A 24203-nucleotide genomic window follows, 5' to 3' on the forward strand; every position below is an offset into this window, starting at 1 on the left:
GTCCTACTTCTTCCTGGGCATGACGCGGTTGGCGATGGTGGCGACCACCCGCTGGTACTTCGACCCGGTGATCCGCTGGAACAGGTCCAACGCGATGGCGTCGGATCCGATGAGTACGCGGCCCTTGCCCTTCTCGACGCCTTTGAGGATCGTCTTCGCGGCCTGATCTGGTGTCGTCTTGGCGAGTTTCGCGTCGAAGAACTTCGCGACCGACTGCTGGTCGTAGTTTTCGGCAACCGTGGCGTTGCGGGCGATGGCGGTCTTTATGCCACCGGGGTGCACGACGGTCATCTTGACGGGAGCCTTGGAGATCAGCAGTTCCATCCGCAGCGCTTCACTGAAACCGCGGACGGCGAACTTCGCCGCGTTGTAGGCGGCCTGCGACGGCATCGCGAGCAGTCCGAAGAGGCTGGAGATGTTGACGATGTGACCGTCGCCGGATTCCTGCAGGTGGGGGATGAAGGCCTTGGTGCCGTTGACGACGCCCCAGAAATCCACGTCGACGATGCGTTCGATGTCCTTGAACGAGGACTGCTCGACGTCACCGTGGTACGCGATGCCTGCGTTGTTGTAGATCTGGTTGATCTTGCCGAACCGTGTCTTGACGGTCTCGGCGTACTCGAGAACGGTTTCCCGCTGGGTGACGTCGAGGAACTGTGATTCGACCTCGCCGCCGAGTGCCTCGACCTGCCGCACGGTCTCGGCCAGGCCGTTCACGTCGACGTCGGACAGTGCGAGTTTCGCTCCGCGCTGAGCCAGGTTCAGCGCAAGGGCGCGTCCGATACCCGATCCTGCGCCGGTGACGACGGCAACCTTGCCGGTGAATGTGGTGGTCACTTCGCTGCTACCTCGATGTCGGAGTCGTTCACGGTGCCCACGGCGGGAGCGGGGAGATCGGATGCTGCGACGCTTCGATAGGCCGCCAGATCGAACTTACGGGTGATGGCGCGGAAGCGGAAGGTGAAGTCCGGCCACAGCGTCGTGTTGTTCCCGTGCTTGTCGAGGTACCAGCTGGCGCAGCCGCCGTTCATCCAGACGCTGTCCGCCATGCGGTCCTGCAGGTCGGCGTTGTAGTCGTCCTGGATGTCCTTGCGGACCTCGATGACGCCGATGTCGTGCTTCTCGATGGTGTCCAGGGCGTCGACGACGTAGTTGAGCTGCGACTCGATCATGAAGACCATCGAGGTGTGGCCGAGGCCTGTGTTGGGTCCGACGAGGAAGAACATGTTGGGGAAGTTCGCGACAGCGGCACCCTTGTAGCCCTGCTGGCCTTCCTCTTCGAAGGTCTGCGCGAGGGTCTTACCACCCTTGCCGTAGATCCCCTGGTAGGCGGGCGAATCGGTGACATGGAATCCCGTCGCCACGACGAGTGCGTCGATCTCGCGCTCCGTGCCGTCCGCGGAGACGATCGAGTGAGGCTTGACCTCGGCGATGCCGTCGGTGACGAGGTCGACGTTCGGGCGGTCCAGCGCAGGGTAGTAGGCGTTGGAGATGAGCATGCGCTTGCAGCCGATTCGGAAGTTCGGCGTGACCTTCTTGCGGAGTGCCTTGTCCTTGATGCCCTTGTTGATCTGCTGCTTGGCGATGAGCTCGAAGATGCGCATCAGGGCTGGCTTCTTCGCGAGGCCGACGACCTGCGTCTCGCGTGCCGCGTAGATGCCGGTGCGGGACAGTCGCTGAAATCCGGGGATGCGCTTGAAGGCGAACTTCTCGAGTGCGGTGTACTCGCGGTCGAACCGGGGAAGGATCCACGGTGCGGTGCGCTGATACACGTCGAGGTGCTTCACCTTGCCGGCGATCGCGGGCACGATCTGGATGGCCGACGCGCCGGTGCCGATGACGGCGACACGCTTTCCTTCCAGTGAGACGTCGTGGTTCCACTGTGCGGAGTGGAAGATGTCGCCCTCGAAGCTCTCGATACCTGCGATGGGCGGCAGGTTCGGCTCGCACAGGGCGCCGACGGCTGTCACGACCACCTTTGCGGTGTACTCGCCGGTGCTGGCGACGACATCCCAGCGGTGAGTGCTCTCGTTCCAGGTCACGGAGGTGACGTCGGAGTCGAACACGTGCTTGTCCATCACGTTGTATTTCCGCGCAACAGACGAGATGTACTTCTGGATCTCGGGCTGAGTGGAGAAGGAGCGGGTCCAGTCCGGGTTCAGCGCGAACGAGTACGAGTACAGGTGCGACGGCACGTCGCAGGCTGCACCCGGGTACGTGTTGTCGCGCCAGGTGCCGCCGACGTCGCTACCGCGCTCGAGCACGAGGAAGTTGTGCTTGCCCTTCTGGGCCAGCTTGATAGCTGCACCGAGGCCTGCGAAGCCACTGCCGATGATGATGGTGTCGACCGTGCGCGGGGCCGTCACGCGCTCCGAGTTATCTGTTACGGAAAGACTCATGAAACAGAGAGTAGGAGCTTATTGAGTGTGAGTCAATAGTTATTGACTGCTATTCAGTAAGCTGGTTGCATGTCCAGTGTGAACACCCCGGCTGCCAAGCGAACGCGTATGAGTCCACAGGAGCGTCGTGCCCAGCTGATCGAACTGGGGACGGAGATGCTCGCGGACAGACCGCTCGAACAGGTCTCGGTCGAGGACATAGCCGACCAGGCCGGAGTGTCCCGAGGCTTGCTCTTCCACTACTTCTCGTCCAAGCAGGACTTTCACCTCGCAATCGTGCGAGAAGCAAGCAAGACCATGCTCGAACGCACCGCCCCGGACATGACCCTCGACCCGTACGAGATCTTGCGTGACTCCATCGCCAACTACGTCGATTACGTGACCGAGAACCGAGAAACGTTCATTTCACTACTCCGCGGCTCCGCAACCGGCGACCCCGACATGCGCGACGTCTTCGAGCAGACCAGAACCACCATGGCCGATCGCACCATCGCCAACCTCTACAAGTTGCAGGTCGAGGCCAATCCGACGACCGAACTCGCCGTCCGCGGCTGGATCGCCTTCGTCGAGGAAGCCACCATCTCCTGGCTCCGCGACCCTCGTATCAGCCGAGACGAACTCATCGAACTGAACGTCGGCGCACTGCCCGCCGTCGCCCTGGCGCCCAGCATGATCGCCAGCCTCCTCGGCACCGGGGCCGAGTAGACCTCACTCTGTCCGGCATGAATGCGCCACGGCAGCCGTACGACGAATGTCATGTGACATCGATGCCGAGGCCGATGCCGATGCCGAAACTGGCGGCCGAAGAAACGAATGCGCCGTTCGGTCACTCGAGGTGACCGAACGGCGCATTCGCTCCGAATTGGTGCGGGTCGACTATCCCTCGCCGACGCCCGAGAAGGCTTCGTCGATGATTTCGAGCTGCTCCACGGCGTGGACCTTGCTCGATCCCGAGGACGGTGCGGACATTGCACGGCGGGAGACGCGCTTGATGTTGCTGAGCACGTCGGGCATGAGCTCGGGGAATGCGAGGCCGAAGAACGGCCATGCACCCTGGTTCGCGGGCTCTTCCTGGACCCAACGGAATTCCGTTGCGTTCGGGTAGCTCTTGATCGCCTCGGTGATCCGACGGGTCGGGACCGGGTAGAGCTGCTCGATGCGGACGATGGCGACGTCGTCGCGGTTGTCCTTCTGCTTGCGTGCCAGCAGCTCGTAGTAGAGCTTGCCGCTGACCATCAGGACGCGCTTGACCTTGCTACGGTCACCGGTTCCGGTTTCGTAGGTCGGCTCGTCGAACACCGAGTGGAACTTGCCGTCGGTGAAGTCCTCGATGTTGGACACAGCGGCCTTGTTGCGCAGCATCGACTTCGGGGTGAAGACGATGAGCGGACGCCGGATTCCATCGCGTGCGTGACGACGCAGCAGGTGGAAGTAGTTGGCAGGCGTCGACGGAACCGAGACGGTCATCGATCCTTCGGCGCACAGCGTCAGGAACCGCTCGATGCGGCCGGACGTGTGGTCCGGGCCCTGGCCTTCGTGGCCGTGCGGGAGGAGCAGCACGACGTCGGACAGCTGTCCCCACTTGGCTTCACCGGAGCTGATGAACTCGTCGATGATGGACTGCGCGCCGTTGACGAAGTCACCGAACTGCGCTTCCCACAGTACGAGTGCGTCCGGGTTGCCGACGGAGTAGCCGTACTCGAAGCCGACGGCCGCGAACTCGCTGAGCGCGGAGTCGTAGACCATGAACTTGCCGGGGTTCTCGCTGCCGATGTTGTGCAGCGGGGTGTACTCGGCGCCGGTCTTGCGGTCGATGATGACCGAGTGACGCTGGGTGAACGTTCCGCGGCGAGTGTCCTGGCCGGAGAAGCGGACGTTGCGGCCCTCGTCCACGAGCGATCCGAGGGCGAGCAGTTCGCCGAACGCCCAGTCGACCTTGCCTTCGTAGGCCATCTCGCGACGCTTCTCGAGCACGGGCTTGACGCGCGGGTGCACGTTGAAGCCTTCGGGAACCTCGAGGAACGCATCGCCGATGCGGTGCAGGATGGACTTGTCGACCGCCGTGGTGAGCTTGGCCGGCAACTGCTGGTCGAGCTCGACCGATTCGCTGGGCTCGGGGTTGTACTTCTCGAGTTCGCGAACCTCGTTGAACACCCGCTCGAGCTGTCCCTGGTAGTCGCGCAGTGCGTCCTCTGCCTCCTTGAGGGAGATGTCGCCGCGACCGATGAGGGATTCGGTGTAGCTCTTGCGGACGCTGCGCTTGGTGTCGATGACGTCGTACATCGCCGGCTGCGTCATCGAGGGGTCGTCGCCCTCGTTGTGGCCACGCCTGCGGTAGCAGATCATGTCGATGACGACGTCCTTGTTGAACTTCTCGCGGAAGTCGACGGCGAGCTGTGCAACGCGAACGCATGCCTCGGGGTCGTCGCCGTTGACGTGGAAGATCGGCGCGCCGATCATCTTCGCCACGTCGGTGCAGTACTCCGAGGAACGGGAGTGCTCGGGTGCGGTGGTGAAGCCGACCTGGTTGTTGACGACGATGTGCACGGTGCCGCCGGTGCGGTAGCCGCGCAGCTGTGCGAGGTTCAGCGTCTCGGCCACGACGCCCTGGCCTGCGAAGGCCGCGTCGCCGTGGAGCATGAGCGGCAGAACCGAGAAGCCGCCTTCGCCTGGTCCCTTGTCCAGAAGGTCCTGCTTCGCGCGGACCAGGCCTTCGAGGACCGGGTCGACGGCCTCGAGGTGCGACGGGTTCGCGGTCAGCGAGACGGCGATGTCGTTCTCGCCGAACATCTGGATGTAGGTGCCTTCGGCGCCGAGGTGGTACTTCACGTCGCCGGAGCCGTGTGCGGCTGCCGGGTTCATGTTGCCCTCGAACTCGGTGAAGATCTTCGAGTACGGCTTGCCGACGATGTTGGCCAGCACGTTCAGTCGACCGCGGTGCGGCATGCCGATGACGACCTCGTCGAGCGCGTGCTCGGCGCTCTGGTCGATGACGGCGTCCATCATCGGGATGACCGACTCTGCGCCTTCGAGCGAGAAGCGCTTCTGGCCGACGTACTTGGTCTGCAGGAAGGTCTCGAACGCCTCGGCGGCGTTGAGCTTGCTGAGGATGTACTTCTGCTGTGCCACAGTCGGTTTGACGTGTGTGGCCTCGACGCGTTCCTGCAGCCAGGCAACCTGGTCGGTCTCGAGGATGTGGGTGTACTCGACGCCGACGTGGCGGCAGTAGGAGTCGCGCAGAACGCTGAGCACGTCCCGCAGCTTCATCTTGTCCTTGCCGTGGAATCCGCCGACCTTGAATTCACGGTCGAGGTCCCACAGCGTCAGGTCGTGGCTGATCACGTCGAGGTCCGGGTGCATCCGGAACTTGTCCTTGGTGAACTGCAACGGGTCCGTGTCGGCCATCAGGTGGCCGCGGTTCCGGTACGCCGCGATGAGCTCGAGAACGCGGGTGTTCTTGTCGACTGTGCCCTCGGGCAGATCCTTGCGCCAGCGGATGGGCTCGTACGGGATCTTCAGCGAGTGGAAGATCTCGTCGTAGAACTCGTCGCTGATCAGCAGGTTGTGGATCGTGCGGAGGAAGTCGCCGGACTCTGCACCCTGGATGATGCGGTGGTCGTACGTCGAGGTCAGCGTCATGAGCTTGCCGACGCCCAGTTCCGCGAGGCGCTCGTCGGACGAGCCCTGGAACTCGGCGGGGTATTCCATGGCTCCCGCGCCGATGATGGCACCCTGGCCGTTCATCAAACGAGGAACGGAGTGCACGGTTCCGATGCCGCCGGGGTTGGTCAGCGAGATCGTGACGCCCTGGAAGTCGTCGCCGGTGAGCTTGCCGTCACGCGCACGCCGGACGATGTCCTCGTAGGCGTTGTAGAACTGCGTGAACGAGTGCTCGTTCGTGTTCTTGATGGCGGCGACGACGAGGGAGCGGTTTCCGTCCTTGCCGGGCAGGTCGATTGCGAGGCCGAGGTTGGTCGACGCCGGGGTGACTGCGTTGGGCTTGCCGTCGACCTCGGCGAAGTGCCGGTTCATGTTCGGGAACGCCTTGACGGCCTGCACGATGGCGTAGCCGAGGAGGTGCGTGAACGAGATCTTTCCGCCCCGCGTACGTGCGAGGTGGTTGTTGATCACGAGGCGGTTGTCGACCATGAGCTTGGCCGGGATCGCGCGGACGCTGGTCGCCGTCGGGATCTGCAGTGAGGCCGACATGTTCTTCGCGACGGCAGCAGCGGCGCCGCGGAGGACCTTGGACGATGCCTCGGCCGCGGGGGCGGCTGCAGCGGGCTTGGCTGCGGGAGCGGACGGTGCCGCACCTGCTGCCTTGGAGGTCGCGGGCTTCGCGGTGGGCGCAGGCTTCTCGGCAGCTGCCTTCGGCGTTGCGGCCTTCGGGGCGTCGGCCTTGGCTGCCGGGGCTTTGGGCGCAGCCTTCGCTGCCGGGGCCTCGGACTTCGTGGGCGCACCGTTGCCGGTGGAGCTCGTGCCGTTTGAGCTCGTGCCGTTGGAGCTACTGGAGCTCGTCGACTTTCCGGAGCTCGCCGAGCCGCTTCCTGCACTTCCGTTCGGAACCGGCGCGGCCTCGTCACCTGCCGGTGCGTCCGGGTCGTAGTCGGTGAGGAATTCGTGCCAGCTTGCGTCGACCGATGACGGGTCGTCCTTGAATCGCTGGTACATCTCGTCGACCAGCCATTGATTTTGTCCGAATTGGGTAGTGGAGCTGCTGCTCACGGCAGTAGTTCGCCTCGCTTCTTCTCTTCGTTCCCGATCACACGCGCGTACACATCCAGGGTAGACCTCATCCAGGGAGCGCGGACGTCCGGGACGTAGCTGTGGTATGTACTCACGAGTAACTGTCAACCTCGTTGCTGACGACTCCTGTGCTTATCGAATTATTCCCGCCGCGCGTTTCGGCCGCATCCCACAATCGTGCGTAGTACCCGCCGCGGGATCTCAGATCCTCGTGCGTCCCGGTCTCCACGATGCGTCCGTGGTCGACTACCACGATCATGTCGGCGCGTGCCGCCGTCGCCAAACGGTGTGCGACGACGACGGATGTTCGCGCACGCAGCACCCGCGAGCTGGCGTCGAGGACCGTGCGTTCGGTCGCGGGATCGAGCGTCGCGGTCGCCTCGTCGAGGAGCATCAGGTCGGGGTCGACCAGCTCGGCTCGGGCCAGCGCGATCAGCTGCCTCTGCCCGGCGGACAGGCCTTGACCACGTTCGCCGACGGGTTGGCGCATACCGCCCCGAAGTGCGGCGATGGCGTCCAGTGCGCCGACGGCTCGGGCGGCTGCTTCGATCTCCTCGCGTGTCGCCTCGGGTTTGCCGAAGGCGATATTCGACGCCACGTCGCCGGTGAAGAGGTGCGCCTCTTGCGGTACGACGCCGAGCCTGCCGCGGTATTCGGCGAGTGAGTAGTCGCGGAGATCGGTGCCGCCGACGCGTACCGATCCGTATGTCGGGTCGTAGAACCGGGCAAGGAGTTTGACGATGGTGGACTTGCCCGCGCCGGTTTCGCCGACGAGGGCGACGGTCGCTCCTCGGGGAATTGTGAGATTGACCTCACTGAGCGCTTCGGTGTCCGCTCCGGCATAGCGGAAGCCGACATCGTCGAAGGCGATGTCGGCTCTGAGACGGCCGCCGGGGATGTGCGCGGCGGCTCCGGTGGTCGCTGCTTCGATGGAACTGGGGGTGCGCAGGAGGTCGCCGATTCTCCGTACGCCGACGCTGGCTTGTTGGTAGCCGTCGAACACCTGGGACAGCTGTTGGATGGGTCCGAACAGTAGGCCGAGGTACAGCACGAACGCCACGAGGGTTCCGGCGGACGTCGACCCGGTGGCGACTTGGTGAGCACCGACGAACACGACGAGCGCGAGTGCGGCGTCGGACAGAAACGTGATGAAGGGGAAGAACACGGAGATCGCGCGCTGAGAACGCATCCGGCTCACGCGATACAGGTCGGCGCGTTCGGCGAACCTGTCGGCGGCGAACTGTTCTCTCCGGTAGGCCTGCGCGGAGCGTAGACCGGCGATGTTCTCCTGGAAGTCGGCGTTGACCGCGGAGATTCTTTCTCTGGACTCGCTGTACGCGGATGACGAGATGCGCCTGAACACGACGGTCGCAATGATCAGAGGGGGTACTACTGCCAACGCGACGAGTCCGAGAGGCAGGTCGGTGATCAGCAGGGCCGTGGCGATGCCGACAACGGTCACGAGGCTGACCACTGCGGTGGACGCCCCGGTCTGGATGAAGGTCGACAGCGCGTCGACGTCCGTCGTCATTCTGGTCATGATGCGGCCGGACAGTTCTCGCTCGTAGTAGTCGAGTCCGAGGCGCTGGATGTGCGCGTAGCTCTTCACCCGCAGCCCGAACAGCACGCGTTCGCCTGCCCTGGCGGTGATGACCGTGGTGGCTGCGATGACGAACCACCCGGCGACGGCGAGGAACACTCCGACCGCGGTGGCAGTCCAGAGGGCGCCCGCGTCGGCGCGCGACACACCGTCGTCGACGGCGAACCGAACGATGGACGGAAATGCGATCGAGGCGAGGGAATCGAGCGCGAGCAGGACGACGACGGCTACGAGGAGGGTGCGAACCGGTGTGAGCAGCCGTGACAGCCGAAAGTCGGTGTCCGGGGCGCGTACGTCCGTGCTGGGCGTGGGCGGCATTTCGGTAGCCGGGGGAAGGGCGTCGACGGCGTCCCTGAGCTCGGGGGTGGCCGCGACGCTTCCGAGCGCTCCCGCGATCTGACCGCCACCTCCACCACCTGTGGGCCTCCCCGCGCTCTGCGGTGTGCCGGACGTCGTAGCCGCCGTGTCCGGACGCGCCGGCTCGGTGTCGGGCCACAGCTCGTTGCGGTGCGGGGTCGCAGACGCGGAGGCGTCGGTAGCCCCGTCGTCGGTGTTCGGGTCGTGGGAGAGCAGCTCGCGGAACAGTGGACATCGCGCGTCGAGTTGGTCGACGGTTCCGATGTCGATGACTTTGCCTCCGTCGAGTACGGCGACTCGGTCGGCGAGGGTGAGCGTGGATCGGCGGTGCGCGAGCACGACGGTGGTGCGCCGGGGTCGACGCCGGAGTGCGTCGAAGATCTTGGCCTCGGTTGTCGCGTCGACGGCGGAGGTTGCGTCGTCGAGGACGAGCACTCTCGGGTCGGTGAGCAGAGCCCGGGCCAGCGCTATGCGTTGTCGTTGGCCGCCGGACAGGGTGAGGCCGCGTTCGCCGACCACGGAGTCGTAGCCGTCGGGAAGTTCGGAGATGAAATCGGCTGCTTCGGCGAGTACGGCGGCGTCGTGTATCTCCTCGGCGGTGGCGTCGGGACGGCCGAGGGCGATGTTGGCTGCGATGGTGTCGGAGAACAGGAACGGCTCGTCGAACACGAGGCCGACTGCTTCGCGCAGGTGCTCGGCGCTGACGTCGGCCACGTCGATTCGCGCGGCGGTCCCGACCTCGCCGGGCGAGGTCAGGGCGACGGAACCCGAGCGCGGACTGTAGAAGCGTGGCAGGAGCAAAGACAGTGCGGTCTTGCCCGACCCCGCGTGCCCGACGACTGCGACGCTCTCACCGGGTGCGACGGCGAGATCGAAGGATCGGAGTACGTCGCGTTCGGGCTCGAAACCGAAGGTGACGGCGGACAGGTCGATTCCGAGGGGGCCGTCGGGGAGGGCGATGGGGTGCGCCGGCTCGGGTACGGACGGGGCGGTGTCGATGACGTCGTAGACACGCTCGACGGCTGCGCGGGAGAGCTGCGCGAGGATGACGACGGAGGACAGGGTGCGGGTGACTGCGGACAGGGTCGCGACGTACGTGGCGAAGGCCAGGAACGTGCCGACGGTGATGTGGCCGTGCAGTGCGAGGTAGCCGCCGAGCGCGATGACGCCGACGAGGCCTAGTTGGGGGATTGCGGCCATGGAAGGGGCGAGCCGGGCGTTGATCTTCGCTGATCTCATCCGCTCGGAGAACAGGGTGCGGGACAGGTTTTCCAGCCGGTCGACGGCGCGTCCTTCCTGCCCGAACCCTTTGACGACGCGGACTCCGGTGACGGTTTCCTCGACGTGTTGGGCCAGGTCGGCGGCGCGTTGTTGGGCCGACCAGGTGGCGGCGAACTGCTTCGGTCGGACTTTGTACACGACCAGCGTGACGGCGGGGACGATCGCCAGCGCGACGATGGTGAGGAGCGGGGACAGGTACGCCATCACCACGAGTGCGAGGACGAATTGCAGGAGCGCGCCCGCGGACAGCGGAACCATGGCGAGGAGACCCTGCACCAGCTGTAGGTCGGTGATGGATCGGGACACCACTTGGCCGGTCCGGATTTCGTCCTGCTTGCGGCCGTCGAGGCGTTGCAGGGAGGACAGAAGGCCGAGGCGCAGGTCGTGTTGTACGTCGATCGATAGCCGTCCGGCGAGGAGCCGTCGGCCGAACTGACATCCGAATCGGATTACTGCCAGGCCGCCGATCGCGAGGGCGACCCACATGATGGTCTCGCCCGCCCCGGCGGACGCGTCGTCGATGGCGATCCGCGTCAGCAGTGGAAACGAGATGTCGATGACGGCGGCGATCATCGTGACGGCCAACGCGCCCACGGCGGTGCGTCGGTGCACCCAGCACTGCGCTACGAGCCGACGTATCCAGGATTCACTCATCGATAGCGAACGGTAGTCCGAACCTCCGACAGGCGATCAGCTGATGTCACGCTCCCGGGTCCGCAGCCAACCGGCAACGACGACAAGTGCGGCCCACAGCGCCAGGCCGATGGGCGCCCACGGCCACTCTGCCAAGCCGTTGCCGTCGTCGAGGTTCCACGCGACGACGGTGGACAACGTCAGGGATCCGGGTGCGATCTGCCAGAACCCACCGAGGCCGAGGCCGGAGAGAATGCCGAGGACAACCAGTTCACCGACAGGGAACCAGGCGACGATGGCGATCGACGGCCAGGTGGGCGAACCGAACAGCAACCCAAGACCGGACCCGATGAGCGACCACATCACGACGACGAACAGTCCCGCTGCGATGTAACCGAAGACACTGCCGTCCAGCGTGAAGTCTCCCGCGGTGAACGCGAGCATGCACAGAATGGTCAGGATGGAAACCACGAGCCCGTAACCCAACGCGAAGAGTGCCGTCACGAGCACCTTGGCGCCGATGACCCGATCGCGTCCGCGCGAGGACAGAAACGACGTCGTGATGGTGTCGTGTCGAAACTCCGTTCCGGCGTTGACCGCCGAGAACACGGCGCCGAACAGCGTTGCCGCACCGAGGGCGACGAAGAGTCCTGCGAGGACCACTTCGTTCATCTCGCTGCCGGTGATGTCGCTCATCCCCTTACCGACCGCCGAGGAGATGGCAGTGGCGCAGATGCCGACGAATACCGGTGGTAGCGCCAGGGCCCACCAGAACTTCAGGGTGGTGACCTTGCGAATTTCCGAGGTGAGGACAGTGCTCATCGTCGGTCACCTTCCCACGGCGACGGTGGTGCGGCAGGCGGCCAGTAACCAGGTGGCGGTCCGTATCCAGGTGGCGGTGGGCCGTAACCGGGTGGCGGGTACCCCGCGTGCTGTGGTGGGTAGCCCGGCGCTGCCGCGTACTGACCGGCCGTCATGGAGAGGAAGACCTGCTCGAGGTCGACGTGTTCGCTGCTGGTTCCGAAGATCGTGACCTCGGCCGTCACGGCGGTACGGCGCACGGTGTCGGCGTCGGCGCCGGCGACTCCGAGTCGGCCGTCGGGAAGTAGTTGTGTGTTGGTGATGCCGTTCGACGCGAGGGCGAGTGCGAGGGCTGCGGGATCGGACACCGCCACGAGGATCCGGTTGGGCCGTGAGGAGCGCAGTTGTTCGATGCTGCCCTGGTAGACGAGCGAGCCTGCACTGACGATGACGAGGTTGTCGACGGTGGCCTCGACCTCGCGCAGGAGATGGCTGGAGATCAGTACGGTCCTGCCTCCGGCCGCGTAGGACTTCAGGAAGTCGCGGAGCCAGGCGATGCCTTCGGGGTCGAGTCCGTTGGCCGGCTCGTCGAGTACGAGGATCTCGGGGTCGCCGAGCAGCGCGGTTGCCAGGGCCAGTCGTTGCCGCATTCCCAACGAGAAGCCGCCGACCTGGCGTTTCGCGGCGTCGCTGAGTCCGACGAGGTGGAGGACGTCCGCGGCACGTGAGTCGGGGACACCGATCGCGGACGCGAAGATGCCGAGGTGACCGATGGCGGTGCGCTTGGGATGCAGGCTGCGCGAGTCGAGGACCGCGCCGACGGTACGGGCCGGGTCGACGAGCTCGGAGAACGGCACACCGGTGACGAGTCCGATTCCTGTGGTCGGTTTCGCGAGACCGAGCAGCAATCGAAGGGTGGTGGTCTTACCGGATCCGTTGGGGCCGAGGAAGCCGGTGATGGAGCCGCGGGGCACGGCGAAGGACAGATCCGACACTGCGCGGACGGTACCGAAGTTCTTGGTCAGTCCGTGCGCTTCCAGTGCGTTGCCGAAGCCGTACGTCATAGGTGCGTGTCCCCCGGGGCCGACGTGAAGTACCGGGCCGGAATATCCGGCCCGGTACGAGGTTACGGGTTCACACGTCGGTCAGGGGAGCGCGTGCATCACAGAAATGCCGCGGCCACTTCCCGGTAGATCACCGACGGGTCGCCGTCGTCGGGTAGCGAGTGCAGAGTGACGTGCGAGGCGCCCGCGTCGAGGTGCTGACGAAGCCTGGTGGCGATGGCGTCCGCGTCTCCGTGCGCGACCAGGGCGTCGATGAGGCGGTCGCTGCCACCGTCGCCGATCTCCTCCGCGGAGTACCCGAGGCGCTTCAGATTGTTCACGTAATTCACCAGGTGCAGGTAGGGATTGTTGACGGGTGGGCGCCCGATCTCGCGAGCCTTCTTTGCATCGGATTCGAGTACGGCCTTGTGCTCGGGCGCCAGGATCTTGTCCGGGCCGAGGATCTCGCGGGCTTCGGCGGTGTGCTCGGGCGTCGTCAGGTACGGGTGAGCGCCTGCGCTTCGATCGGCCGACAGTTTCAGCACCTTCGGACCGAGGGCGGCGAGTACGCGTCGGGACTCGGGGACGCCGCCCTCGTCGAGGGCGTCGAGGTAGTTCACCAGGGCGTCGTACGGCTTCTGGTACTCCTGCGTCGCTTCGGGATGCCCGGCTCCGATGCCGAGGAGGAATCGACCGGGATGCTTCTTCTCGATGCGGTGGTAGGACTCGGCCACGTCGGGGGCGGCGGCGGACCAGATGTTGACGATGCCGGTGGCGACGACGATGGACTCGGTGGCGTCGAGGATCTCTTCGGCCGAGGTCAGGTCTGCCGGCGGTGAGCCACCGAGCCAGATCGTGCCGTAGCCGCTGGATTCGATGAGACGGGCCAGTTCCGGCGGGATGCCGGCGTAGTGTCTCCAGATTCCGAGTGTGCCCAAATCGAGTGTGCCCAAATCGGGTGTGCTCAGATCAGATGTGCGCTGCTCAGGTGTGTCGGTGGTCATATGGTGTCCCAACGCCGAGTCACTGCTCGAGAATTCCGTCGATCGGGTCGGCGTCGATGATGGCGCCTTCGGGCCACATTTCCGGTGCCGGTCCGAATGCTTCGCGGGCGTTGCGGATGACGCCCTTGCCGATGACGCGGTTTCCTGCGCCGCCGATCACGGCGCCGATTCCTGCGGGCAGAAGTTTGCCGAACAGCAGTGCACTGCGCTTGGCCAGGTACTTCTGGACGAATTTCTTGACGAGGGACTTGTTCATGTTCGTCATCGCGCCACCGGGAATGCGTGACGTGACGAGCGGGCCCCAGTTCTTCGCGGAGCTGCCGACGGTCTTCTGGACGATCTGCATGCCGGATTCACCCAGCGCTACCGACAGAACGAGCGCGCGGCGTTGTTGGTGATCGTGCACCGGAATCCCGTGTACCGACGCGACCGACAATGTCAGCAGAGCGGAGGATTCGATGAAGAACGCGGTCTCGGCGCCCACTGCTGCGATCGACGCGACGGTGCCGACGCCCGGTACCGCGGCCGCTCCGCCGACGGCGCTGCCACTGCCGGTGACGGCGAGGAGGAACCGGTTCTCCAGACGTTCGATCAGCTGTGCAGGGGTGTCGTCCGGGTGTGCCCGACGCATGTGAGCGACGTACTTCTCGACCGCAGGCCCCTGTAGGCGGGATGCGTTGTCGAGGATCTTGACGAGCGATTTCTCAAGACGCCCGCCTTCCTTGATGGTGTCGACCTGGTCGTTGCTCTTCTTCGCCACCGGCGCTCCCGCTCTGCTCGTCGTACCGGTTTTCCGGCCCCGACCCATTGCTACCCGTTCGCTTACGGTTCTACCCTGCGTGAATGGGCTGCGTTTCCGATGGTGCGCGACGGCGTCCTGCTGCCCGGCTTCGGCCGTACGTCTCGTCGTACGACGGATATCGGCTTGCCGGTTTCGATCCGGGCGAGCATGTGGGCATGCCGAGTCCGGCGTTGACGGTCATCGTGTCGATCGAGTCGAAGCTCGAGATCTCGGATTCTCCGAGGCAGGGTGCGTGCACGTTCGAGACGTTGGCCAGTGGGATATCCGCCGAGCCCGTGACGATTGCGCACGACGGTAATCAGCACGGAATCCAGTTGTCGTTGACGCCGGCGGGGTCGAGGGCGCTGTTCGGAGTGCCGACGTCGGCGTTGGGGGACTGGATGGTGGATCTGCCGGAGGTTCTGCCGCAAGCCGCCGAGATGGTCGACCGTGTGTCCGCGGAGCCGGGCTGGGACCGACGCTTCGATGTGCTCGACGAGATCCTGGGCCGTGCGCTGGTGGCAACCGAGATCGATCCGACGTTGACCGAAGCCTGGCGTCTGCTGGTGGAGAACGGCGGATCGGCGCGGGTCGGGGATGTGGCCCGGGAAATCGGGTGGAGTCGACGGCACCTGATCAATCGGTTCACGGCAGAGTTCGGCGTCGGGCCGAAGGACGCGGCGCGGATCGCGCGTTTCGATGCGTCTCATCGACTTCTGCGACGCGAGGCGATTCCTCCCCTCGCCGACATCGCCGCACAGTGCGGGTACTACGACCAGGCACACATGGCACGGGAGTGGCGCGAGTTCGCCGGGATGGCGCCGTCGCGGTGGCGTCGGGAAGAGAAGTTCGCATTCGTACAAGATGACGACGTCTGATCCGAGCATGCTGAAGCCATGACCTCCACGACAGTCTGGCCTTGTTTCCGCTACCGGGACGCCCGCGCGGCAATCGGTTTCCTCGTCGACGTACTCGGGTTCACCGAGGCCGCCGTGTACGGCGACGGCGACGTCGTCGAACACGCCGAACTCCGCTGGCCGGAAGGCGGCGGCGTGATGCTCGGGAGTGCAAGTCGGGTCATTCCGCAGGCTCCACTCCAGGCCCGACCGGACAGTGCGATTTCCGATCTACCTGCTGGTGTGGGCTCTGCCTACGTCGTCACCGACCACCCCGACGAGATTCACGATCGCGTCGTGGCGGCAGGTGGCATCGTCGTCCACGGGCTCCGAGAGGAGGACTACGGAAGCCGCGGCTTCACGTGCCGCGACCCCGAAGGTGTGCTGTGGAGTTTCGGAACCTACGCCGGAATCCAGTGATCGGTGGGAACGAGTTCCTCCGTGCGAGGCGGGGGAGGCGGGGTTCCGTCACCGAAGGGGCGTCCACCGAGTGATTCACGGCCGTGCGGTTCGAGCCAGCCGTGCAGATCGGGTCCCTTCGGGACGATCGACGTGGGATTGATGTCGGTGTGCACCACGTAGTAGTGCCTCTTGATGTGATCGAAGTCGACGGTGTCACCGAATCCCGCGGTCTGGAACAGATCCCGGGCGTAGTTCCAGAGCACCGGGATCTCGGTGAGCTTGCTGCGGTTGCACTTGAAGTGGCCGTGGTAGACGGCGTCGAAGCGCACGAGTGTGGTGAACAGGCGGACGTCGGCCTCGGTGATGGTGTCGCCGACGAGGTAGCGCTGCTCGCTCAGCCGCCCGGTCAACCAATCCAGTGCAGTGAACAGCCTGTCGTACGCTTCGTTGTACGCCTCCTGCGACCCGGCGAATCCGCAGCGGTAGACGCCGTTGTTGACCTCGGTGAACACGCGCTTGGAAACCTCGTCGATCTCGGATCGAAGCGCCTGCGGGTACAGGTCGGGGGCGCCGTCACGGTGGTACTGCGTCCATTCGGTCTCGAGGTCGAGGGTGATCTGCGGGAAGTTGTTGGTGACGACCTGTCCTGTGGCGATCTCGACGATCGCCGGGACGGTGATGCCGCGCGGGTAATCGGGGAACCGCGCGAAGTAGGCGTCCTGCAGTCGGGGGATGTTCAGGACCGGGTCGACGCCTCCGGGCTCCTCGTCGAAGTTCCAGCTACGTGGATCGTGCGTCGGGCCTGGAATACCGAGCGACAGCACGTCTTCGAGGCCGAGAAGTCGACGGACGATGATCGAGCGGTGGGCCCACGGGCACGCGCGAGCGGCGACCAGTCGGTACCGGCCCGGCTCGACCGGATACCCGTCGCGGCCGTCCGCGGTGATGCGGGTTTCGATGTAGTTGGTGTCGCGGGTGAATTCCTTGCCGTTCTCCACATAACTCATACCTTCAACCTACTTCGATCGAGACCAGCACACCCCACTCTTCGAAACCCAGTCTCGCGCCGAGTCGTCGGGCAACGACGTTGTCGGCGTGGCACCGCCACTGCGGGATCATTCCGTCGTCGAAGGCTTCGTTGGTGGCGAGACGCGACACGACCTGGCCGTTGCCCTGGCGGCGGGCATCAGGGGCGGTGAGCACCCCGACGTCGGCGAGAAGTCCTTGCCATTCCGCGTAGCCGGCACTCGCGAGCGGCGCGGCTGCGTCGGCAGGTGCGTCGTCGGCGAGAAGGGTGAACCACGACCCCTTGTGCGTGAGGCCGGCGGCGATCACGTCGTCGGGCGCGCAGGCGGATTCGAGTTCGTTCACGTGTGCGCGATCGTGGGAGATCAGGGGATCGTGGCGGTCGATGGTGGTGCCGGCATCGTCGGCGTACGACAACAGGATCGGGCCGGTTGTACGGCCGGAGCCGAGTTCCTTTATGCGTCCGCCGGCCAGATCGTCGTCGGACATCCCCGATGCCGCGTGGAGGGCCGACTCGGGGCCGATCAGTGCGCTGGAGTCGCCGAGACGAACAAATGTGACGGAGGTCGCATTTTCGTCGGCGTGCACGTGGCGGACACCGGGGCGGAACTCGGAATCGCCGAGGTCGAAGCGCCTGGACCACGCGAGTCGGATGATGTCGTGATGATGTGAATCCACCGAATCGAGGCTATCGGGTGCTCGGGAAAATCAAGCTATTGGACTTTTTCTGCCCCGCTGTTTCGCTATCGCGTGATCAATGGCAGTATCGCCAGTGAGATTAGTGCTTCGACGTGAAGGGCTAGCTCGCTTACAGAAGGTTTACGGTATGACGCAGGGCAGTGTTAAGTGGTTCAACGGCGAAAAGGGCTTCGGCTTCATCGAGCAGGATGGTGGCGGACCTGACGTGTTCGTTCACTACTCGGAGATCCAGGGATCTGGCTTCAAGACGCTCGACGAGGGTCAGCGCGTGGAGTTCGAGGTTGGACAGGGCCAGAAGGGTCCTCAGGCAACGGGCGTTCGCGCTATCTGATCCCCTCAAAGGATCGCCACCCGAAATTGCTGACGGCTTGACGCTGTCTTCAGTTCAGGTACCCGAAGAGGCCGGGCACACGGAGTTCGCTCCGAGTGCCCGGCCTCTTTGCGTGCCGACCTCGCTGTGGTGGCATTGTCATCGGGGACCGAATGAACCGTTCGGTCACTCCAAGTGACCGAACGTCACGTTCGGTCACCTCAGGCGATGAACCGATGGGGGAGACGATGACGACGCAGAGTGCGCCACCCGAGATCAAGGCGTGGCCTGCGCTGTGGGCTCTGTGTCTCGGGTTCTTCATGATTCTCGTCGACACGACGATTGTCGCGGTGGCGCAGCCGGCGATTCTCGACGGTTTGCAGACCGATATCAACAATGTCATCTGGGTGACCAGTGCGTACCTGTTGGCTTATGCGGTACCGCTTTTGGTGACCGGTCGGCTCGGGGACCGGTTCGGACCTCGGAATCTCTACATCGCGGGTCTTGTGGTGTTCACCCTGGCGTCGGTGTGGTGTGGTTTGTCGGGTTCGATCGAGATGTTGATCGCGGCTCGTGCGGTGCAGGGTGTGGGCGCAGCGATGATCACCCCGCAGACCATGGCGGTCATCACGCGAATCTTCCCCGTGGACAAGCGCGGAACGGCGATGGGTGCGTGGGGCGCGGTGGCCGGGGTCGCGACGCTCGTCGGGCCGATTCTCGGCGGCGTGCTCGTCGATTCGCTCGGGTGGGAGTGGATTTTCTTCATCAACGTGCCGGTGGGGGTCGTCGCCATCGTGTTGGCGCTGAGGTTCGTTCCGGTGTTGCCGACCAACGAGCACAAGTTCGACATCCTCGGTGTGGTGCTCAGCGCGGTGGCGTTGTTCGCCATCGTGTTCGGGATTCAGGAGGGGCAGCGGTTCGACTGGGACGGCCGCGTCTGGTCGTTGATCGCCGCCGGGACAGTGGTCTTCGCGGTGTTCGTGTACTGGCAGGCCAAGAACCGCAACGAGCCGCTGGTTCCGCTCGCGCTGTTCAAGGATCGTAATTTCTCGCTGTCCAACATCGGTATCGCCGCAATGGGTTTCGCGACGGCCGGAATGATGTTGCCGTTCATGTTCTATGCACAGAGTGTGACCGGACTGAGCCCGACGCGCTCTGCCATCCTGTTCGTTCCGATGGCCGTGCTGACGGGGGCTCTGGCGCCGAACGTCGGAAAGCTCGTGGACCGAACCCATCCCCGCTACATCGCGGGCACCGGTTTGTTGTTGCTGGCGATATCGCTACTGGCATTGGCCGTGCTGATGACACCGACCACGGCCATCTGGAAGCTTCTGATCCCCATCGCGCTGATGGGTGTGGCGAATGCGTTGATCTGGTCGCCGTTGGCGGCCACGGCGACTCGTAATCTCCCGCTGTCGCAGGCGGGCGCAGGAGCCGGTGTGTACAACACGACGAGAATGATCGGATCGGTCTTGGGCAGTGCAGGTATCGGCGCCCTCATCCAGTCTCGGTTGGCTGCGGAAATCCCCGGTTCCGACGCGGCAGGTGCCAACGAGTTCAGCGGTCGTGTACCGGAAATGCTGCGTGACGGGTTCTCCACGGCCATGGCCCAGTCGTTGATTCTGCCTGCCGTGGTGCTCTTGCTCGGCGTGGTGGCGGTGTCGTTCTACGCCAGGCCTGCGTTCAAAGCCAGGTGAGTGGAAATGTAGGCCCTGGCCTACGGCTCGAGACCGCCCACATTTCCACTCACACAAGCATTTCGACTCACACAGGTCAGAGCCCGAGATCGCGGCCGATGAGCTCTTTCATGATTTCGTTGGACCCGGCCCAGATCTTGCTGACGCGGGCGTCCTTCCATGCCCGGGCGGCGCGGTACTCGTTCATGAAGCCGTAGCCGCCGTGCAGCTGCACGCAGTGGTCCAGGATTTCGTTCTGCACCTGGGACGTCCACCACTTGGCCTTGGCGGCGTCGATGGCGGTGAGCTCGCCCTTGCCGTGTGCGACGATGCAGTTGTCCACGAATGCCTGTGCAACATCGAGTTTGGTGACCAGCTCGGCGAGCAGGAATTTGTTCCACTGCAGCGATCCGATGGGCTGACCGAATGCCTTGCGGTCCTTGGCGTACTGGATGGTTTCCTCCAGGATCGGCCGTGTCTGCCCGAGGTTGGCCACGGCGCAGCTGATGCGCTCCTGCGGCAGCAGCTGCATCATGTGGATGAATCCACCGTCGAATTCGCCGATCATGTTCGACGACGGCACGCGGACGTTCTCGAAGAAGAGTTCCGCGGTGTCGGATTCCGGTTGGCCGACCTTGTCGAGTTTGCGGCCGCGGGAGAACCCTTCGGTGCCGTTCTCGACGGCGAAGAGCGTGATGCCCTTGGCCTTCTTCTCGGGCGTCGTGCGGGTGGCGACGATGACGAGGTCGGCGCTGTTGCCGTTGGTGATGAACGTCTTGGAGCCGTTGATGATGAAGTCGTCGCCGTCCTTGACGGCGGTGGTCTTCAGTGCGGCGAGGTCCGATCCGCCGGACGGTTCCGTCATGGCGATGGCGGTGAGAATTTCGCCGCTGCAGAATCCGGGGAGCCAGCGCTTCTTCTGTTCCTCGGTGGTCAGCTTGACGAGGTACGGCGCGACGATGTCGTAGTGGATCCCGAAGCACGACGCGACTGCCGCGCTCGAGCGCGCGAGTTCCTCTCCGAGGACCGCGTTGAAGCGGTAGTCGTCGGCGCCGCTGCCGCCGTATTCTTCCGGTACTTCGAGGCCGAGGAAGCCGTTGCGTCCGGCTTCGAGCCAGATGTCACGGTCGATGAAGCGCTGCTCGATGAGCTTCTCTTCTCGGGGCGCGATCGTGCGGGTGACGAATTCGCGGGCGGATTCGCGGAACGCGTCGTGGTCGTCCTCGAACAGGGAGCGCTTCATGTGTGTTCCTTCCGGTAACGGCAATTCTCGTCTGCACAATACTCGCCGGTAACTTCGCCTTCGGCAGCGTATGGCACTCTGACAGGCATGGCTGACCAACCCACATCTCTCGTTCGGTACACCACCGACGCCGGCGCCGACGTCGCGGTGCTGACCTTCGACCACGGCCCCCTCAACCTGTTCGATCAAGCGATGTTCGACGCCGTGGCGGCCGATGTCGCCGCACTCGTCGCCGATCCGCCTCGCGCTGTCCTGCTGCGCTCGGAGGGCAAGGTCAACTCCGCCGGGGTGGACGTGCATGTCTTCGACGGTCTGTCCGCCCAGCAGGGTGCCGACCTGTGGCGCACGTTGTTCGCGCAGATCGCGCATCCGCTCGAGGCGTTGCCGTGCCCGGTCGTGTACGCCGCGCACGGCCTGACTCTCACCGCGGCCTTCGAGATCTCCCTTGCCTGCGACATCATCGTCGCGTCGCCGAAGGCGAAGTTCGGTCTGGTCGAGACCGTTGTCGGACTCACACCGTCCATGGGCGGCCCGCAACGTCTCGCCGAGCGCGCCGGTTCCGGACGCGCACGCGAGCTCGTGATGACCGGTGATCTCTACGACGCGGCCACCCTGAAGGAATGGGGCGTCGTCAACAGCATCCACGACGATGTCGACGCCTCTGCCCGTTCCCTGGTGGAGCGGTTGGCCGCCGGTCCGACGGTGGCTCACGCTGCCACCAAAAAGATCGTGGCAGCGTGGCGTTCGGGTGGTGTCGCTCATGCGGACGAGGTGACGTCGGACGTGTCGGGGGCGTTGTTCGAGACCGATGATCTTCGTGGGGCGGTCAAGAGTTTTCTCGAGAACGGCCCGGGTAAGGCGACGTATACAGGCAAGTAAGCTGGATCCAATGACCACGTTGCCCCTCGCGGAATTGCACATGCACATCGAAGGGTCCTTGGAGCCTCCGCAGATCTTCGAGTTGGCCGAGCGGAACGGTATTGCGTTGCCGTACAGCGATATCGGTGAGTTGGAGGCGCGGTACGAGTTCACGGATCTGCAGTCGTTCCTGGATCTGTACTACGCGAACATGTCGGTGTTGCGGACGGCGGAGGATTTCGCCGATCTTGCGCGGGCGTACTTTCGTCGGGCTGCGGCGGGTGGTGTGACGCGGGCGGAGATTTTCTTCGATCCGCAGGCGCACACGGATCGGGGTGTGCCGTTGGAGGCTGTCGTCGAGGGGTTGGCCGAGGCGTCGGCGTCGAGTGAGCGGGAGTTCGGCGTCACGAGTGGGTTGATCGCGTCGATTCTGCGGGACAAGCCGGTGTTGCACGCGAACAAGCTGTTGGATGATCTGCTGGCGATGAAGGCGCCGATCATCGGTCTCGGCCTGGATTCTGCGGAGGCCGGGTTCCCGCCGTCGCTGTTCGTGGACGTGTTCGCCAAGGCCAGAGCCGAGGGGCTGCACGTCGTCGCGCATGCGGGTGAGGAAGGTCCGGCGGAGTACATCTGGGAGGCTCTGGATCTGCTGAAGGTCGAGCGGATCGATCACGGTGTGCGGTGCCTCGAGGACGATGCGTTGGTGAATCGTCTGGTGGACGAGGAGGTTCCGTTGACGGTGTGCCCGCTGTCGAACGTTCGGCTCAAGGTGATTCCCGACCTGAAGGACCATCCGATTCGGCAGATGATCGAGCGTGGTCTGGTGGTCACCGTCAACTCCGACGATCCGGCGTACTTCGGCGGTTACGTGGACGACAATTTCGCGGCGCTCACCGAGCAGGTGGGTCTCACCGAGCGCGAACGAGAGATCTTGTACGACAACTCGATCAGGGCGTCCTTCATCGGACGGTGACGAACGCCTTCGGGTAGCCGGTGGCGCCGTCGGGAACGGTGTCGGCCGTCATCGAGGTCTGAATGTCGCCGTCGGCGTCGGTGGCTCGTGCCCGGATGGTGTGGTCGCCTGGTGCCGCGTCCCACTGGTACGTCCACTGGCGCCAGGTGTCCGTCGAGTATTCCTCGGACAGTGTCGCAGCGACCCAGTTCCCGTCGTCGATCTGAACGTCGACGCCGGAGATGCCGGTGTGTTGATGCCAGGCGACTCCGGCGATCACGACGGTGCCGGCGTCGACCGCCGCACCCGAGCGTGGGGTGTCGATACGTGATGCGGTCTTGATGGGTCCACGCTCACCCCAGCCGCGGTCGGTCCAGTAGGCGCTCGCCTTGTCGAATCGAGTGATCTCGAGGTCGGTCACCCATTTGGTCGCGGAGACGTAGCCGTACAGCCCGGGCACGACGAGGCGAGCCGGGTATCCGTGTTCCACCGGCAAGGGTTGACCGTTCATGCCGACGGCGAGCAGTGCGTCCCTACCGTCGAGCAGCACGTCCAACGGTGTTCCGGCGGTGAAGGCGTCGTGGCTGGAGGACAGCACCATGTCGGCGTCGTCCTGAATGCCTGCTTCCTCCAAAAAGTCTCGCAGCGGGTAGCCGATCCACGTCGCGTTGCCGACGAGGTCGCCGCCGACGATGTTGGACACGCAGGTCAGCGTGACCGTCCGCTCCACCGCTTGCCTCGACATCAAGTCCTCGAACGTGATCTCGATTTCTCGCTCGACCATTCCGTGGATGCGCAGTGACCAGTCCTCGGACGACACCTGCGGCACCACCAGTGCAGTGTCGATGCGGTAGAAATCCTCGTTCGGGGTGATGTAGGACGCCAAGCCGTCGATCCGCAGGTCGGCGCCGTCGGGAATCGGGGTCTGCGGAGTCGGTACCGGGAGCTTGAATCCGAGCCGGTTGGCCGTGACATCGCGTGCGTGGCCGATCAACCGACCTGCTGTTCCCGCGGCGACGGCAACCACACCTGCGGCGAGCGCGAGGCCGAGAAAGCTGCGTCGGGATACACCACCTGCGACGGGGTCCTTCGTTTTCAGGAGGGCGTTCAGGACGACGATGCCGGCTGCGACGCCGAGGATCGTCGGCAGCGCGGTGAGCGGGGTCGCGGTCGAGCGCGTGACCGCGGCGAGCACGCCGATCACGCCGAGGACACCGAAGAGCACGGCACCGAGTGGGCGACGCAGCATGCCCGCTCCGGCTGCAATTGCGGCGATGACCAGGGCCATTCCGATGAAGAGGGCGGTCTTGTCGGCTGTGCCGAACGTGTCGATGGCCCATTCGCGTACGGCTTCGGGGGTGTTGTCGACCACGGCCGATCCGACGGCGAAGAAGGGCGATGCATTCGGCCCGAACGGTACGGCGACGAGTTCACCGACGCCGAGAACAACTCCGGCAGCGATGATCCCGGCGAGTGGCTTCTGGATCATCACTCCA

Annotated in this window: 19 protein-coding genes; 7 read left to right on the forward strand and 12 right to left on the reverse strand. The window is 64.7% G+C overall.

Annotated elements, in window-relative coordinates:
- Positions 1-3 precede the first annotated feature (3 nt).
- Complete coding sequence (locus tag ACFULT_RS18975; RefSeq protein ID WP_037106070.1) at positions 4-837, reverse strand: SDR family oxidoreductase; 834 nt, start codon at positions 835-837, stop codon at positions 4-6.
- A complete protein-coding gene (locus ACFULT_RS18980; RefSeq protein ID WP_378482141.1) occupies positions 834-2399 on the reverse strand; it encodes a flavin-containing monooxygenase in 1566 nt (521 codons plus the stop codon). Before ACFULT_RS18980 ends, ACFULT_RS18975 begins: the two co-directional genes overlap by 4 nt.
- Before the next feature lie 69 nt (positions 2400-2468).
- Between ACFULT_RS18980 and ACFULT_RS18985 the strand changes: the two genes are divergently transcribed.
- Entirely contained in the window at positions 2469-3104 is a 636-nt protein-coding gene (locus ACFULT_RS18985; protein ID WP_037106077.1) for a TetR/AcrR family transcriptional regulator, read from the forward strand.
- 171 nt (positions 3105-3275) lie between these two features.
- Here the strand turns inward: ACFULT_RS18985 and ACFULT_RS18990 are convergent, their stop codons facing one another.
- The 6 genes from ACFULT_RS18990 to ACFULT_RS19015 form a co-directional block, all read right to left on the reverse strand.
- Positions 3276-7124 carry a multifunctional oxoglutarate decarboxylase/oxoglutarate dehydrogenase thiamine pyrophosphate-binding subunit/dihydrolipoyllysine-residue succinyltransferase subunit gene (locus ACFULT_RS18990; protein WP_378482142.1) on the reverse strand — a complete coding sequence of 1283 codons (3849 nt, stop codon included), beginning with the start codon at positions 7122-7124 and terminating at the stop codon, positions 3276-3278.
- A gap of 112 nt (positions 7125-7236) precedes the next feature.
- Positions 7237-11037 (reverse strand): ABC transporter ATP-binding protein, encoded by a 3801-nt coding sequence (locus tag ACFULT_RS18995; RefSeq protein WP_378482143.1) that lies wholly within the window; start codon positions 11035-11037, stop codon positions 7237-7239.
- Positions 11038-11073: 36 nt separating this feature from the next.
- A complete protein-coding gene (locus ACFULT_RS19000) occupies positions 11074-11838 on the reverse strand; it encodes an ABC transporter permease (protein ID WP_094720920.1) in 765 nt (254 codons plus the stop codon).
- Positions 11835-12881 (reverse strand): ATP-binding cassette domain-containing protein, encoded by a 1047-nt coding sequence (locus ACFULT_RS19005; protein ID WP_378482144.1) that lies wholly within the window; start codon positions 12879-12881, stop codon positions 11835-11837. Before ACFULT_RS19005 ends, ACFULT_RS19000 begins: the two co-directional genes overlap by 4 nt.
- Positions 12882-12979: 98 nt before the next feature.
- A complete protein-coding gene (locus ACFULT_RS19010) occupies positions 12980-13864 on the reverse strand; it encodes an LLM class F420-dependent oxidoreductase (RefSeq protein WP_378482145.1) in 885 nt (294 codons plus the stop codon).
- 19 nt (positions 13865-13883) lie between these two features.
- Entirely contained in the window at positions 13884-14624 is a 741-nt protein-coding gene (locus ACFULT_RS19015) for a hypothetical protein (RefSeq protein WP_378482146.1), read from the reverse strand.
- 83 nt (positions 14625-14707) lie between these two features.
- Between ACFULT_RS19015 and ACFULT_RS19020 the strand changes: the two genes are divergently transcribed.
- Both ACFULT_RS19020 and ACFULT_RS19025 read left to right on the forward strand, forming a co-directional pair.
- The gene (locus ACFULT_RS19020; RefSeq protein WP_378482147.1) at positions 14708-15523 is read left to right on the forward strand and encodes a helix-turn-helix domain-containing protein; all 816 of its coding nucleotides are present in this window, start codon (positions 14708-14710) and stop codon (positions 15521-15523) included.
- Between the two features lie 18 nt (positions 15524-15541).
- Positions 15542-15961 carry a VOC family protein gene (locus ACFULT_RS19025; protein WP_378482148.1) on the forward strand — a complete coding sequence of 140 codons (420 nt, stop codon included), beginning with the start codon at positions 15542-15544 and terminating at the stop codon, positions 15959-15961.
- Here the strand turns inward: ACFULT_RS19025 and ACFULT_RS19030 are convergent.
- Together ACFULT_RS19030 and ACFULT_RS19035 are read right to left on the reverse strand one after the other, a co-directional pair.
- Positions 15943-16950 (reverse strand): glutathione S-transferase family protein, encoded by a 1008-nt coding sequence (locus ACFULT_RS19030; protein ID WP_378482149.1) that lies wholly within the window; start codon positions 16948-16950, stop codon positions 15943-15945. The two genes, ACFULT_RS19025 and ACFULT_RS19030, sit on opposite strands and share 19 nt — an antisense overlap.
- Positions 16951-16954: 4 nt before the next feature.
- Positions 16955-17647, reverse strand: a complete 693-nt coding sequence (locus ACFULT_RS19035; RefSeq protein WP_037106103.1) for a GNAT family N-acetyltransferase — start codon at positions 17645-17647, stop codon at positions 16955-16957.
- A 148-nt stretch (positions 17648-17795) separates the two neighbouring features.
- Between ACFULT_RS19035 and ACFULT_RS19040 the strand changes: the two genes are divergently transcribed.
- On the forward strand, positions 17796-17999 hold the full coding sequence (locus ACFULT_RS19040; protein WP_019665340.1) for a cold-shock protein: 204 nt from the start codon (positions 17796-17798) through the stop codon (positions 17997-17999).
- A gap of 227 nt (positions 18000-18226) precedes the next feature.
- Positions 18227-19675, forward strand: coding sequence for a DHA2 family efflux MFS transporter permease subunit (locus ACFULT_RS19045; protein WP_378482150.1), 1449 nt, complete (start codon positions 18227-18229; stop codon positions 19673-19675).
- Positions 19676-19751: 76 nt separating this feature from the next.
- On the opposite strand, the gene ACFULT_RS19050 is transcribed toward ACFULT_RS19045, so the two are convergent.
- Positions 19752-20897 (reverse strand): acyl-CoA dehydrogenase family protein, encoded by a 1146-nt coding sequence (locus tag ACFULT_RS19050; protein ID WP_037106106.1) that lies wholly within the window; start codon positions 20895-20897, stop codon positions 19752-19754.
- A gap of 87 nt (positions 20898-20984) precedes the next feature.
- Here ACFULT_RS19050 and ACFULT_RS19055 point away from each other — a divergent pair, with 87 nt between their 5' ends.
- Positions 20985-21776 (forward strand): enoyl-CoA hydratase/isomerase family protein, encoded by a 792-nt coding sequence (locus ACFULT_RS19055; RefSeq protein WP_037106240.1) that lies wholly within the window; start codon positions 20985-20987, stop codon positions 21774-21776.
- A 10-nt stretch (positions 21777-21786) separates the two neighbouring features.
- Positions 21787-22728: an adenosine deaminase gene (locus tag ACFULT_RS19060; protein ID WP_378482151.1), complete on the forward strand. Its 942-nt coding sequence runs from the start codon at positions 21787-21789 to the stop codon at positions 22726-22728.
- Here ACFULT_RS19060 and ACFULT_RS19065 read toward each other — a convergent pair.
- Entirely contained in the window at positions 22715-24196 is a 1482-nt protein-coding gene (locus ACFULT_RS19065; protein WP_378482152.1) for a molybdopterin-dependent oxidoreductase, read from the reverse strand. The genes ACFULT_RS19060 and ACFULT_RS19065 overlap by 14 nt on opposite strands.
- Positions 24197-24203: the final 7 nt, after the last annotated feature.

It is taken from the genome of Rhodococcus sp. NPDC057297 (assembly GCF_042667435.1).
Classification (GTDB): Bacteria; Actinomycetota; Actinomycetes; order Mycobacteriales; family Mycobacteriaceae; genus Rhodococcoides.